Source organism: Bacteroides sp. L10-4 (assembly GCF_013373675.1).
GTDB lineage: Bacteria > Bacteroidota > Bacteroidia > Bacteroidales > Bacteroidaceae > Bacteroides > Bacteroides muris.
This window is the reverse complement of sequence record NZ_JABXJH010000076.1, coordinates 1-13,649: the sequence shown is the minus strand read 5'-3', so window position 1 is coordinate 13,649 and position 13,649 is coordinate 1. Positions and strand designations below refer to the sequence as shown.

Sequence of the window (13,649 nt, the reverse complement as noted above, 5' to 3'; positions counted from 1 at the left end):
GATTCTGAAACATGGAAGAAAGGCAAAGTCGCTTGTCAAATATGGATTGGAAGAGATTTCGACCATACTTATGCGTCCGACTTATACCCCAAAATTCGATGTTTTCAAATTTTTGTCATGTACTTAAAGAACTTGCATGTTTATAAAATCTCTTTTCGACCGGACAGCTTCGTTCTTCGGTCTGCTTTTTTTATCCCCAATCTTATTGGTTGTAGCCATACTAATCCGTATAAAAATGCCCGATGGTCCGGTGATATTTACCCAGCGCAGGGTGGGACAACATGGACGTTTGTTCACGATGTACAAGTTTCGTTCGATGACGGTGGGGCATGGCGGTTCTTCTGTGTCTGTGGCAGGTGAGAGCCGCATCACGCTGTTGGGAGCAAAACTCCGTAAGTATAAACTGGATGAGTTGCCTGAACTTTGGAATGTATTGGTTGGCGATATGAGTTTTGTGGGTCCTCGTCCTGATGTTCCGGGATATGCTGATAAATTGATGAGCGATGACCGAAGGATGCTTTTGCTGAAGCCCGGAATAACTGGTCCTGCCAGCCTGAAATATCGAAATGAGGAAGAATTGCTGGCTGGACAGGCCGATCCTCAGAAATATAATGATGAGGTACTGTTTCCTGATAAAGTACGGATAAACATTGAATATTTGGATAATTGGTCTTTCTGGTATGATATTAAAATCATTGTTTATACGGTCTTTGGAAAGAATTTATAAAATCCTTTCTTTTCTTTTTATTCCTCATTACGTGAGGAAATCGAATCATTAGAATAATCACATATGTTTATGGATAAAAGAATATATCTTTGCCTTGCCCACATGAGCGGCAAGGAGATGGGTTTCATACAGGAAGCCTTCGATACGAACTGGGTAGTTCCGCTCGGTCCGAATGTGAATGCCTTCGAGCAGGATTTGGAATGCTTCGTTGGGCAGAATAAAAAGGTGGTGGCTTTGAGTGCTGGTACTGCTGCTGTGCATCTGGCCCTGCTTGCTTGTGGAGTGGGGCAGGGTGACGAAGTGATAGTACAGAGTTTCACCTTCTGTGCTTCTTCGCATCCAGTGACCTATCTTGGTGCTACTCCGGTATTCGTAGATTCTGAGGCTGATACTTGGAACATGGACCCGGTTCTTCTGGAGCAGGCTATCAGGGATCGTATCGACAAGACCGGCCGGAAGCCCAAAGCGATTGTTCCGGTAGCTTTGTATGGGATGTCCTACAAGATAGACCAGATTATGGAAGTGGCAGATAAATATGATATTCCGATTATTGAAGATGCTGCTGAAGGTTTTGGAAGCAAATTTGACGGGCAAGTCCTCGGAACCTTTGGTAGATACGGCGTGCTTTCATTCAATGGTAACAAGATGATAACCACCAGTGGTGGTGGCGCTTTGATTTGTGCTGATGAGGAGTCTAAGCGTGAGATTATGTTTTATGCTACCCAAGCCCGTGAATCTTATCCTTATTACCAGCATGAATGTATAGGCTATAATTACAGGATGAGTAATATCTGTGCAGGTATCGGCCGCGGTCAGATGATAGTGGTGGATGAGCACATAGCACACCATAAGTATCTGTGTGGTCTGTATCGTGAGCTGTTGGCTGATGTGGAGGGGATTACGCTTCATGAGAATCCTTCTGGACGCTATGACAGTAATTATTGGCTGAATACGGTACTACTTGATGAGGACCTGCATGTGAAGGGTGAGGAAGATGCCTACCGTGAGACTGTAAAAGGTGCTGTGGGTGGTGCTGCAGGTGTTACGCATGAGTCGGTTAGCGCCCATACTTCTTGTGAACCCAATCGTAATGTGGAAGCCATGCGCCTATGGTTGGATAAGGTGGGTATCGAGAGCCGTCCTTTATGGAAACCTATGCATCTTCAACCGGTTTATGCTAATAATCCTGCCTATGTTAATGGTGTTAGTGAAGGCCTATTCAAACGGGGGCTTTGCTTGCCGAGTGGTCCTTATGTGACGGATGAGGATGTGAGATACATAGTAGATGAAATGAAGAAGTGTATATTGTAGAAATATTTTTCTGTTGATTTATAGTACTTTATCACTTTTCTCAGAAAAACTGCTCCCAAGCGTCTTTTTTCTTTGGCTACATAGTTTTTAATCCTCACCTTTGCATCGTTGATCAACGAAACGTGTGAATAGGAAAACGAATTTAAATCTCTAAAGAAAAAAAGTATGAGTGTAATTTTCAGGACGGTGGAGAGACCGTCGGACCCCAGGGTTGAAAACTCTCCCAAGAAGTATTATCCGCAGTTGGTGACATTGGGGCAAAGCGTGGATTTGGCATTTATTGCGCAGAAGATGCAGGACCGCTCTTCTCTGTCTATCGGTGACATTAAGAGTACGATGCAGAACTTTGTGGAGAAGCTGAAAGAGCAGTTGCTGGAAGGAAAGACAGTTAATATATCCGGGCTGGGTGTCTTTATACTGGCAGCCAAATCGAAAGGTGAGGAAAAGGCTGATGACGTGACAGCCAAGAGCGTGGAGAGCGTCCGTATCTGTTTTCAGGCGAATAAGGAACTGAAGATATCGAAGTCTGCCACCCGTGCCGGAGAAAAGCTGGATTTGGTGAGCTTGGATGATTATCTCAAAGGGAAGACTTCTACAGATGGTGGCTCCGGTTCGGAAGGAGGAGGCTCTGATTCGGATGGAGACCAAGGCGAGAATCCATTGGGATAGCGGTAGCTATGAATTATTAATCGTATAATGGATAATCTTTATGAAGAAAACGTGGAATGTGATTTTGAAATTTATTATTGCCGTAGCGAGTGCTGTGGCAGGTGTGATTGGCAGACAGACAATGATGTTTTAGTCCGATAGGATTTGATAAATAAAAAAATGAGAAGAGCTGCTGGCAGGAAATCTGTCGGCAGCTCTTTTTTAGTAAGCATCCGGAGAGTGTGTGGACCGGACAAACTGCAGAATCAGGTAACTAACCACAGTTGCAACATTATAGGCTCAAAAAAACAATAGCGACTGCAACTATTAGGTTCATAGTGACAGTCGCTATTATTGTATAGAAAGGGGCAACACCTAGTTCTTCGAATGCTTACGTTTATGCGGGGTTAGCTGAATGTTTATGCTTAAAGTGCAGTTCTTGTAAGGAGGTAAATTGTTCTTTTGTCATAATGAAAAAGTATGTTCAGGCACGCCATTTTTTATTCTCCTTTTCGTCCTTAAATAAAACATTTTACTACACTTATCCAGCTTTTTCTGCCTAAAAAGTCTCTTGTATCTAAGTTTTTTATAAATTTGCACCCTTAAAATAGAGAAGATGGCTTTTGACGTACCAAGAAATATGCCAGTTAAGAGTATTTTCAATCGTAAATCGTAAAATTGTCAAATAGTAAATATCAAGATGGGTAAGAAGTTTGCCGAATATTCGAAACTTGACCTTTCCGAAGTGAATGGAAAAGTGTTGAAGAAATGGGACGAAAACCAGGTTTTCGCCAAGAGTATGACAGAACGTGAAGGTTGTCCTTCTTTCGTGTTTTTCGAAGGCCCCCCCTCGGCCAATGGTATGCCGGGCATTCACCACGTAATGGCTCGCTCCATTAAGGACATTTTCTGCCGTTACAAGACGATGAAGGGATTTCAGGTAAAGCGTAAAGCCGGATGGGATACTCACGGACTGCCTGTGGAACTGGGTGTGGAAAAGGCACTCGGTATAACCAAAGAGGATATTGGCAAGACTATTTCCGTGGCAGAATACAATGCTGCCTGCCGCAAGGACGTCATGAAGTTCACCAAAGAGTGGGAAGACCTGACCCACAAGATGGGCTACTGGGTGGACATGAATAACCCCTATATAACTTACGACAACCGCTATATCGAAACCTTGTGGTGGCTGCTGAAACAGCTCTACAAGAAAGGATTGCTTTATAAAGGATATACCATACAGCCGTATTCTCCCGCTGCCGGTACAGGACTCAGTTCGCACGAGCTGAACCAGCCCGGATGCTACCGTGACGTAAAAGATACAACCGTAGTGGGGCAGTTCAAGATAAAGAATCCGAAGCCGGAAATGGCAGAGTGGGGGACTCCTTACTTCTTGGCATGGACTACCACTCCGTGGACATTGCCCAGCAATACCGCGCTCTGTGTAGGGCCTAAGATTGACTATGTGGCCGTGCAGACCTACAACAGCTATAATGGTGAGAAGATAACCGTCGTTCTGGCAAAAGCATTGCTCTATGCACACTTCAACAAAAAAGCGGAAGGCATTGCATTAGAGGATTATAAGCCGGGAGATAAGCTGATACCTTTCAAGGTTGTAGGTGAATACAAGGGACCGGACTTGGTAGGCATGGAGTACGAGCAACTAATCCCGTGGGTAAAGCCGATAGACGTAGCCGAAGACGGCAGTTGGACTGCCAGCAACAAAGGCTTCCGTGTAATCGCGGGTGATTATGTGACGACCGAAGACGGTACGGGTATCGTACACATAGCCCCGACCTTTGGTGCGGATGATGCCTTTGTGGCCCGCGCCGCAGGCATACCTTCCCTATTCATGATAAACAAGAAGGGTGAGACCCGTCCGATGGTGGATCTCACCGGTAAATTCTATCTGATGGATGAATTGGATGAGGATTTCGTAGAGGCATGTATTAACGTAGACTTGTATAAGGAGTATCAGGGCAAGTGGGTAAAGAATGCATACGACCCTCAATTCACCGTAGACGGTAAGTATAATGAGCAGGCTGCACAAGCTGCCGAATCATTGGATGTTGAGCTCTGCATGATGATGAAAGCTGCCCGTCAGGCATTTAAGATAGAAAAGCACGTACACAACTATCCGCACTGCTGGCGTACGGACAAACCCGTATTGTACTATCCGCTGGATAGTTGGTTCATCCGTAGCACCGCCTGTAAGGAACGTATGATGGAGTTGAACAAGACCATTAACTGGAAGCCGGAAAGCACCGGTACGGGACGTTTCGGCAAGTGGCTGGAAAACCTGAATGACTGGAACCTCAGCCGTTCACGCTATTGGGGTACTCCACTGCCCATCTGGCGTACAGAGGACAATAGCGAGGAAAAGTGTATCGAGTCTGTAGAAGAGCTCTACAACGAAATAGAGAAATCTGTGGCTGCCGGCCTGATGCAGTCTAACCCTTACAAGGAGAAGGGCTTCCAGCCGGGCATATATACCGAAGAGAATTACGACAAGATAGACTTGCACCGTCCTTACGTGGACGATGTCATCCTTGTCTCTAAAGACGGCAAGCCGATGAAGCGCGAAACGGACCTGATTGACGTATGGTTTGATTCCGGTGCCATGCCTTATGCACAGATACATTATCCATTTGAAAATAAGGAATTGCTGGACAGCCATCAGGTATATCCTGCCGATTTCATAGCCGAAGGAGTAGACCAGACACGCGGCTGGTTCTTCACGCTGCACGCCATTGCCACGATGGTGTTCGACAGCATTTCTTATAAGGCTGTCATCTCTAACGGTCTGGTGCTCGACAAGAACGGGAATAAGATGTCTAAGCGTCTGGGCAATGCCGTAGACCCCTTCTCTACCATCGAGAAATATGGTTCCGACCCGTTACGCTGGTACATGATTACCAACTCTTCTCCGTGGGACAATCTCAAGTTCGACGTGGATGGAGTGGAAGAGGTACGCCGCAAGTTCTTCGGAACACTCTATAACACCTATTCATTCTTCGCCCTCTACGCTAATGTAGACGAATTTGAATACAAGGAAGCCGATGTGCCAATGGCAGAACGTCCTGAGATAGATCGATGGATTCTCTCTGTACTGAATACGCTGGTAAAGAACGTAGATGCCTGCTACAATGAATACGAGCCCACGAAGGCAGGACGTCTGATTTCAGAATTCGTGAACGACAACCTTTCCAACTGGTACGTTCGTCTGAACCGCAAACGCTTCTGGGGTGGCGGCATGACGCAGGACAAGCTTTCCGCATTCCAGACGCTTTATACTTGTCTGGAAACCGTAGCCAAACTGATGGCGCCTATCGCCCCGTTTTATGCTGATATGCTGTATACAGATCTGGTTACTGCTACCGGACGTGACAATGTTGTTTCGGTACACCTTGCCAAGTTTCCCGAATATAAAGAGGAAATGATAGACAAGGGATTGGAAGCTCGTATGCGAATGGCACAAGACATCACTTCTATGGTATTGGCACTGCGCCGCAAGGTGAACATCAAAGTCCGCCAACCGCTTCAGTGCATCATGATACCGGTAGTGGATGAGGAACAGCGTGCACATATCGAGGCAGTGAAAGCGCTTGTCATGAACGAGGTGAACGTGAAAGAAATCAAGTTTGTGGACGGTGCTGCCGGCGTGCTGGTAAAGAAAGTAAAATGTGACTTCAAGAAGCTGGGACCGAAATTCGGTAAGCAGATGAAAGCCGTGGCTGCTGCTGTGGCAGAAATGTCCCAGAATGCCATTGCCGAGTTGGAGAAGAACGGCTCTTATACATTTAATTTGGATGGTGCAGAAGCTGTGATTGAAACAGCAGATGTGGAAGTCTTCAGTGAGGATATTCCAGGATGGCTGGTTGCCAACGAGGGCAGACTGACCGTAGCTCTGGAAGTTACCGTCACCGAAGAACTGCGCCGTGAGGGTATTGCACGCGAGCTGGTAAACCGCATTCAGAATATCCGTAAGTCGAGCGGTTTTGAGATAACAGATAAAATAAAGATTACATTATCAAAAAATCCTCAAACAGATGATGCGGTCAATGAATATAATAACTATATTCGCAACCAAGTTTTAGGAACTTCACTGATACTGGCAAACAACGTAGAAAATGGTACGGAACTGAACTTCGACGATTTCTCGTTGTACGTGAGTGTAGTGAAAGAATAATTAAATACTAACCTGATTAATACGTAAAAGTTATGATAGAAAAGACAAGATACTCGGATGCTGAATTGGAAGAATTCCGCGCTATCATTATGGAAAAATTAGAGTTGGCACAACGTGACTATGATTTGTTGAAAGCCAGCCTGACAGGTGCAGATGGTAACAATACCGATGATACATCTCCTACATACAAAGTGCTGGAAGAAGGAGCAAGCACTTTGTCCAAGGAAGAAACCACACGTCTGGCTCAACGCCAGTTGAAGTTCATCCAAGGATTGCAGGCGGCTTTGGTGCGCATTGAGAACAAAACATATGGCATTTGTCGCGAAACTGGCAAGCTGATACCGGCAGAGCGTCTTCGTGCAGTGCCCCATGCCACTTTGAGCATCGAAGCTAAAAACAACGGCAAGAAATAAAAATGGATAAATTCTTTACGAAAGGCCGGATAGCCTGCCTTGTCATATTTTCGGTATTGGTTATAGACCAGATTATCAAGATTTGGATAAAGACCCACATGTACTGGCATGAGAGTATCCGGGTCACAGATTGGTTCTATATATACTTTACCGAGAATAGTGGTATGGCTTTCGGGATGGAAATATTTGCCAAACTATTCCTGACCTTATTTCGCATTGCTGCGGTCACAGTCATTGGCTGGTTTCTGCACAAGTTCGTGAAGCAAGGTATGAAGACCGGATTTATCATCTGTATGTCTTTAGTCTTGGCGGGAGCCTTGGGAAACATTGTCGACAGTGTGTTCTATGGTGTGTTGTTCAATGAAAGCACCCATTCGCAGATAGCCTCCTTCATGCCTAAAGGAGGGGGGTATGCCTCATGGTTCCATGGTAAGGTAGTGGATATGTTCTATTTTCCCATCATTGACACAAACTGGCCTATGTGGATGCCGTTTGTTGGTGGAGAACATTTCATTTTCTTCAGCCCGATATTCAATTTTGCGGATGCAGCAATCAGTTGCGGTACCATTGCTTTATTGTTGTTCTACAGCAAGGACTTCAATGATGCCTATCATGCTACCATAAAGAAATCATGAAAAGAATAAATCGAGTTCAATGGTGTAGCGTAGTCCTTCTGGCATTCAGTCTGACGGCTTGTAAGGTGAAAAGGCCTGAGACCGTTTTTCCGGATGCCAAGATGGAAAACGTGCTTTATGATTATCACATAGCCAAAGCTATGGGTGAAGAAGTGCCGCATAATGAAAGTTATAAGCGGGTGCTCTACATTGAATCGGTTTTTAAGAAATATGGTATCACTCAGGCTGATTTTGACTCTTCCATGGTCTGGTTTTCCCGTAATCCAGAAGTACTTACCAAAATTTATGAGAAAGTGAATGTACGGTTGAAAGCCGAAAGAGACGGTATCAACCACTTGATTGCCCTGCGTGACAACAAGCCGAAAGAATCACTTCCGGGAGACAGTATCGACGTGTGGATATGGCAGCATATCTATCAGTTGACGGGTATGCCCATGGACAACAAAATAACGTTTACGTTGCCTTCAGACACCAATTTCCACGACCGTGACACGTTGCGCTGGAGCGTACGCTTCCGTTTCCACAACGGTGCACCGGACAGCATACATGCTCCGTTGATGGCAATGCAGATTCTTTACGAAAAGAATGACAGTGTCATCAGTACCATTAGGAAAGTACAGAACACAGGGACTGAAACGCTCACCTTATTTGCCGATACCTTAGGAGAAATCAAGGAGATACGCGGATTCATTTACTATCCGCAGCAGGAGGCTCCACAACCTTTGTTGGCAGACCGTATCTCACTGATGCGCTATCACGCTACGGACAGCTTGGCGATTGCCCCCAATGACAGCCTTCATCAAGCGATAGACTCCCTTCGCAAAAACAGTATCGAAGAACCTGAGAAGTTGAAACCTCTGGAAATTCAGGAGCAGAGAAATGCCACGACTCCCAGAGCCATACGCCCCCGTCCGCAAGCATGAAACGCTACGCTTCTCATTTTCTATTTCTTCCTGGGCATGGTTGTCTGAAACAATATGTGGTGGAGATGGATGAAGGACAGGGTGCATCGCGTGTCTTCCCATTGACAGAAGAGGTGGAGAATACGGAATGGCTACCGGGAGTTATAGTCTTGCTTCCTTTTGAAGAAGCTCATTTGGGGCAGGAAACCGTTGGTCTGTCTTTCGACAAGTGTCACAATATATTGACGGCAGTTCCTCCGGGTATCGAGGAGGAACTGCCTTATTTGGTTCCTTGGTTATTTTCCCCTTTCGATTTTACTACAATGCAGCCTGGCGCCGGAACTCAGCGCAAACTACTGCAGTAGCAATAGCTACGTTCAACGACTCCGCCGACTCACGGCTGGCGGGATAATTCGGAATATATAATTTGCGGTTAATGAGTGATTTAACTTCTTTTCCTATGCCATTTCCCTCGTTGCCCATCACAATTAATCCGTTTTTTGAAAGAGATTGTCCATACATGTTTTCCCCGTCCAGAAAAGTACCATAAACGGGAATGTCCTTTAATGAACGAATCAACTCGGGCAGGGGAGTGTAGTGCAGCCTGACACGTGCGATGCCTCCCATTGTGGCCTGCACAGTTTTGGGATTATAAATATCCACTGTGTTGGGTGAACAGAATATATGCTCTATCCCAAACCAATCGGCAAGGCGGATAATCGTTCCCAGATTGCCGGGATCTTGCACATCATCCAGAGCTAGACAAAGGGAGCGGCTGATGACAGAAACATCCGTCTCTTCATCCGGCTGTCGAAACACAGCCAGCACTTGTTGGGGCGTTTTCAGTAGGCTGGCACGCGAAAGTTCCTCTTCAGACACTTCCGTGACATCCGTTACAGAAAGAGGTTGGTTCCGGGAAAGCCATTCCGAGGTTGCCAGCAGGAACTGGCAAGAGAAATGTCCCAACAAATCCCCTACGAGTTTAGGTCCTTCTGCCAGAAATACCTTGTCTGCTTTCCGGTTCTTTTTTTGCTCCAACGAACGGATATATTTGATGCGGTTTTTACTTAATGTCATAGGATACACATGTTATCATTTGACAAAAATACGTGATTATTTCAATATAATCAAAAACTCTGCACTCTTCCGGTGTTTTTTATTTCGAGAACAAAAAAATACAAGTATATTTGTAGTTGTTTATGCGCAATTAATGACTCGGTATGGATAAAAGTTTCCGCTACGCGATACTTGCTACTATTGCACTTTTGTTGGCTTCCTGTTCTTCTACCAAATATGTGCCGGACGGCTCGTATTTGCTGGATGAAGTGCGCATACATACTGACAATAAGGAAGTAAAACCATCCAATCTCTCCATGTACATCCGGCAGAATCCCAATGCGAAGTGGTTCAGTCTGATAAAGACTCAGTTGTATGTTTACAACTGGTCCGGGCAGGACTCTACACGCTGGATAAACCGTATATTGAGGAAATTAGGAGATGCTCCGGTCATATACAGTGAGGAGGAAACCAACCGGACTAGGGAAGAAATCACTAAGGCTGTGCAGAATATGGGCTATATGGGCGCTCTGGTGGAACCGGTACGCCAAGTCCAGAAGAAAAAGATGAAGTTGGTCTATAAGGTGACAACCAGTAAACCCTATAAAGTACGTACCTTGAGATATGATATCCGAGACAGTAAAATAAAGGAATACATACAGCAGGATTCCGCAGTGACCCTATTATCCGAAGGCATGTATTTTGATGTCAATGTACTGGATGCAGAACGCCAGCGCATCACGAACAAACTGCTTCAGAATGGATATTACAAGTTCAACAAGGAGTATATATCCTATACCGCGGATACCGTCCGTAATTCTTATCTGGTAGATTTGACGCTGCACTTGGCTCCATATAGGCAGCACAACGAGGACACACCGCAGAATCATCAGCAATATACTATCAATAAAGTGAGTTTCATTACCGACTATAATGTGTTGCAGGCATCCCCCTGGAACAGCATCGAGGTGAATGATTCGTTGCATTACAAAGGCTTCCCTATCTACTACAAAGACAAACTTTATCTGCGTCCCAAAGTGCTGATTAACAACCTGCACATCACTCCGGGAACTCTCTACAACGAACAGAACGTACAGCGTACCTACTCCAACTACGGACGCCTGCAAGCACTGAAATATACCAATATCCGTTTTTTCGAAGCGCAGCAGAGTGACAGTGCAAAACTCAACGCCTATGTGATGCTGACCAGAGGCAAACATCAGTCCGTATCCTTTGAAGTGGAAGGCACAAACTCTGCCGGCGACTTGGGTGCTGCCGCTTCGGTGGCTTTTCAGCACCGCAATATGTTCAAAGGTTCCGAAACACTCATGTTCAAGCTACGTGGGGCATACGAGGCTGTGTCCGGTTTGCAGAGTTCCTTGAATCAAGACTATATAGAATTAGGTGCGGAAGCAACCATCAACTTCCCACGGTTCATGTTTCCCTTTGTATCCAGCGATTTCAAGCGGAGAATAAGGGCTACTACAGAATTCGGATTGCAATATAACTACCAGATGAGACCGGAATTCACGCGCATTGTAGCATCTGCCGGATGGAGCTACAAATGGGGAGTACAACAACAACGTTCGCAGCACCGCATTGATTTGTTGGACATCAATTATCTGTATATGCCCAGCATAGATCAGACATTTAAAGAGGATTATTTGGAGAAAGACGAGAACTACATCCTCAAATATAATTATGAAGACCGTTTTATTGTCCGCACTGGTTATAGCTATATCTACAACAGTGCCGGAAGGGCATTTATGAATAATTCCAGTATCGGTAATTCCTATACCATCCGTCTCAATTTTGAATCGGCGGGTAACTTGTTGTATGCTGTGGCAAAGTTTGGAGGAATGAAGAAGAATACATCGGGAGAATACACCTTGTTGAACATTCCTTTTGCCCAATACCTGAAAGGCGATTTTGACTTTGCCAAGAACCTGGTCATTGACAACCGTAATTCGTTGGCATTTCATTTTGGTGCCGGTATTGCCATTCCTTACGGTAATGCAACGATGCTTCCATTTGAGAAACGCTACTTTTCCGGTGGCGCCAACAGTGTACGCGGTTGGTCTGTACGTGATTTGGGGCCCGGTTCCTTCTCCGGTGATAATAACTTCATGAACCAGTCGGGAGATATCAAGCTGGATGCCAGCATTGAATACCGCACACGGTTGTTCTGGAAATTCAGAGGAGCCCTCTTTGTAGATGCCGGAAATATCTGGACAATAAGGGACTATAAAGACCAGCCGGGAGGTCAATTTAAATTTGGCAAGTTCTATAAGCAGATTGCCGTGGCATATGGTTTAGGATTGCGTCTTGACTTGGATTTCTTTGTATTGCGTTTCGACGGAGGTATGAAGGCCATCAATCCGACCTATGAGAAGAAAAAAGACCGTTATCCCATTATTCATCCTAAATTCAGCCGTGATTTTGCTTTCCACTTTGCTGTGGGATATCCATTCTAAATATAAATGACAATGGATAATTAGGGACATTCAGTAAATAGTATAAAATTAGCCAACTAATTCATACACAAAATGTTGCGAATTAGTTGGCTTTTTTGTATCTTTAGGTATTCCCCCGAAAATAAGGTTTGACAGCCAAAACGGGGGAAATCCCCCAATAAAGATATGGCTAAGATAGAAAAAATTTCAGAAATTCACCCTACTTTGGGTTTTACAGAATTTGATATTCTGGAAAAATATCGCAAGAGTTTTAATGAGAGTGAGCTTGGCAGACTTCATTCAGTGTTTCCTTTTGAAGTTATGGCAAAAGCCATGGGACTGTCGGAAAATCGTCTTGGACGCAGGAACATATTCAGTCCTTCGGCAAAGATTGCCATTATGGTCCTGAAAGCCTATACCGGATTCTCTGACAGACATCTGGTGGAACATCTTAACGGCAACCTACATTACCAGATGTTCTGCGGAATCATGACAGATCCGTCTTTTCCCATAACCAACTACAAGATAGTCAGCGCCGTCCGTAATGAGATGGCATCCCGTCTTGACATTGAATCCCTCCAGGAGATACTGGCCACACACTGGAAACCTTATCTTGAGAACCTTCACGTGTGCATGACAGATGCCACCTGCTATGAGAGCCATATGCGTTTTCCTACAGACATGAAGCTTCTTTGGGAAAGCCTCGGCTCTACAGACATATATGCCTGCACTGCAGGGCTCTGGGCATAAGACGTCCTCGCAACAAATATGATGATGTTGCCAAGGCTTATCTGTCCTACTGTAAGAAAAGAAAGAGAAAGGCATCAAGGACAAGGATGCTCAAGCGTCGTATGATCAGGCTTCTTGAAAAACTTCTCATACAGATGGATGAAATTCATAGAGATTACGGAGCTGCACTACGATATACACAGGATTACCGGAAGCGTCTTTCCATCATCAGAAAAGTTCTTGTACAGGAAAAGGAAATATTTGAAGGCCGTAAGGTCAGTGACCGTATTGTCAGCATTGACCGTCATTATGTGCGTCCCATCGTAAGAGGTAAGGAAACGAAATCCGTCGAATTCGGTGCGAAGGTCAATAATATACAGACAGACGGCATATCGTTCATCGAACACATCTCGTTCAAGGCCTTCAATGAGGGTATACGCCTGAAGAACTGTATCCGTATGCAGCAGAAGCTCATGAAAGTGAGGGTAACATGTGTGGCAGGCGACTCCATATATGCCAATAATGCCAACAGAAAGTTCTGTACGAAATATGGGATATCCACTTCCTTCGTGCGCAAGGGAAGGGC

The 13,649-nt window shown here is 45.1% G+C and carries 11 protein-coding genes and 2 pseudogenes; 12 read left to right on the top strand and 1 reads right to left on the bottom strand.

Features of this window, described 5'->3' with window-relative positions; all coding sequences use genetic code 11:
- The 10 genes and pseudogenes from HU824_RS17570 to HU824_RS17525 form a co-directional block, all read left to right on the top strand.
- Nucleotides 1-127: pseudogene (locus tag HU824_RS17570) on the top strand (IS4 family transposase); the annotation flags it as partial.
- Between the two features lie 9 nt (nt 128-136).
- Entirely contained in the window at nt 137-727 is a 591-nt protein-coding gene (locus HU824_RS17565; RefSeq protein ID WP_136010165.1) for a sugar transferase, read from the top strand.
- A gap of 69 nt (nt 728-796) precedes the next feature.
- Nucleotides 797-2,038 carry a DegT/DnrJ/EryC1/StrS aminotransferase family protein gene (locus HU824_RS17560; RefSeq protein ID WP_176469547.1) on the top strand — a complete coding sequence of 414 codons (1,242 nt, stop codon included), beginning with the start codon at nt 797-799 and terminating at the stop codon, nt 2,036-2,038.
- 165 nt (nt 2,039-2,203) lie between these two features.
- Nucleotides 2,204-2,707, top strand: a complete 504-nt coding sequence (locus tag HU824_RS17555; RefSeq protein ID WP_176469546.1) for an HU family DNA-binding protein — start codon at nt 2,204-2,206, stop codon at nt 2,705-2,707.
- A 40-nt stretch (nt 2,708-2,747) separates the two neighbouring features.
- Nucleotides 2,748-2,840, top strand: a complete 93-nt coding sequence (locus HU824_RS17550) for a smalltalk protein (protein ID WP_176469545.1) — start codon at nt 2,748-2,750, stop codon at nt 2,838-2,840.
- 546 nt (nt 2,841-3,386) lie between these two features.
- Nucleotides 3,387-6,875 carry an isoleucine--tRNA ligase gene (gene ileS / locus HU824_RS17545; protein ID WP_176469544.1) on the top strand — a complete coding sequence of 1,163 codons (3,489 nt, stop codon included), beginning with the start codon at nt 3,387-3,389 and terminating at the stop codon, nt 6,873-6,875.
- A gap of 32 nt (nt 6,876-6,907) precedes the next feature.
- Nucleotides 6,908-7,288, top strand: a complete 381-nt coding sequence (locus tag HU824_RS17540; RefSeq protein WP_136010161.1) for a TraR/DksA C4-type zinc finger protein — start codon at nt 6,908-6,910, stop codon at nt 7,286-7,288.
- Between the two features lie 2 nt (nt 7,289-7,290).
- Nucleotides 7,291-7,923 (top strand): lipoprotein signal peptidase, encoded by a 633-nt coding sequence (locus HU824_RS17535; protein WP_176469543.1) that lies wholly within the window; start codon nt 7,291-7,293, stop codon nt 7,921-7,923.
- Nucleotides 7,920-8,846 (top strand): DUF4296 domain-containing protein, encoded by a 927-nt coding sequence (locus HU824_RS17530; protein WP_176469542.1) that lies wholly within the window; start codon nt 7,920-7,922, stop codon nt 8,844-8,846. Before HU824_RS17535 ends, HU824_RS17530 begins: the two co-directional genes overlap by 4 nt.
- On the top strand, nt 8,843-9,190 hold the full coding sequence (locus tag HU824_RS17525; protein WP_136010158.1) for a hypothetical protein: 348 nt from the start codon (nt 8,843-8,845) through the stop codon (nt 9,188-9,190). The genes HU824_RS17530 and HU824_RS17525 overlap by 4 nt, the downstream gene beginning before the upstream one ends.
- On the opposite strand, the gene HU824_RS17520 is transcribed toward HU824_RS17525, so the two are convergent.
- Nucleotides 9,144-9,902, bottom strand: a complete 759-nt coding sequence (locus HU824_RS17520; RefSeq protein ID WP_136010157.1) for an RNA methyltransferase — start codon at nt 9,900-9,902, stop codon at nt 9,144-9,146. The two genes, HU824_RS17525 and HU824_RS17520, sit on opposite strands and share 47 nt — an antisense overlap.
- A gap of 143 nt (nt 9,903-10,045) precedes the next feature.
- On the opposite strand from HU824_RS17520, the gene HU824_RS17515 reads away from it, so the two are divergent.
- Entirely contained in the window at nt 10,046-12,355 is a 2,310-nt protein-coding gene (locus HU824_RS17515) for a BamA/TamA family outer membrane protein (protein WP_176469541.1), read from the top strand.
- A gap of 165 nt (nt 12,356-12,520) precedes the next feature.
- Nucleotides 12,521-13,649, top strand: a pseudogene (locus HU824_RS17510) (transposase); the annotation flags it as partial.

Coding starts and splice junctions, on each gene's coding strand:
- HU824_RS17540 (WP_136010161.1), top strand. CDS start 6,908: ATGATAGAAAAGACAAGATACTCGGATGCTGAATTGGAAGAATTCCGC.
- HU824_RS17550 (WP_176469545.1), top strand. CDS start 2,748: ATGAAGAAAACGTGGAATGTGATTTTGAAATTTATTATTGCCGTAGCG.
- HU824_RS17530 (WP_176469542.1), top strand. CDS start 7,920: ATGAAAAGAATAAATCGAGTTCAATGGTGTAGCGTAGTCCTTCTGGCA.
- ileS (WP_176469544.1), top strand. CDS start 3,387: ATGGGTAAGAAGTTTGCCGAATATTCGAAACTTGACCTTTCCGAAGTG.
- HU824_RS17520 (WP_136010157.1), bottom strand. CDS start 9,902: ATGACATTAAGTAAAAACCGCATCAAATATATCCGTTCGTTGGAGCAA.
- HU824_RS17565 (WP_136010165.1), top strand. CDS start 137: ATGTTTATAAAATCTCTTTTCGACCGGACAGCTTCGTTCTTCGGTCTG.
- HU824_RS17525 (WP_136010158.1), top strand. CDS start 8,843: ATGAAACGCTACGCTTCTCATTTTCTATTTCTTCCTGGGCATGGTTGT.
- HU824_RS17555 (WP_176469546.1), top strand. CDS start 2,204: ATGAGTGTAATTTTCAGGACGGTGGAGAGACCGTCGGACCCCAGGGTT.
- HU824_RS17560 (WP_176469547.1), top strand. CDS start 797: ATGGATAAAAGAATATATCTTTGCCTTGCCCACATGAGCGGCAAGGAG.
- HU824_RS17515 (WP_176469541.1), top strand. CDS start 10,046: ATGGATAAAAGTTTCCGCTACGCGATACTTGCTACTATTGCACTTTTG.
- HU824_RS17535 (WP_176469543.1), top strand. CDS start 7,291: ATGGATAAATTCTTTACGAAAGGCCGGATAGCCTGCCTTGTCATATTT.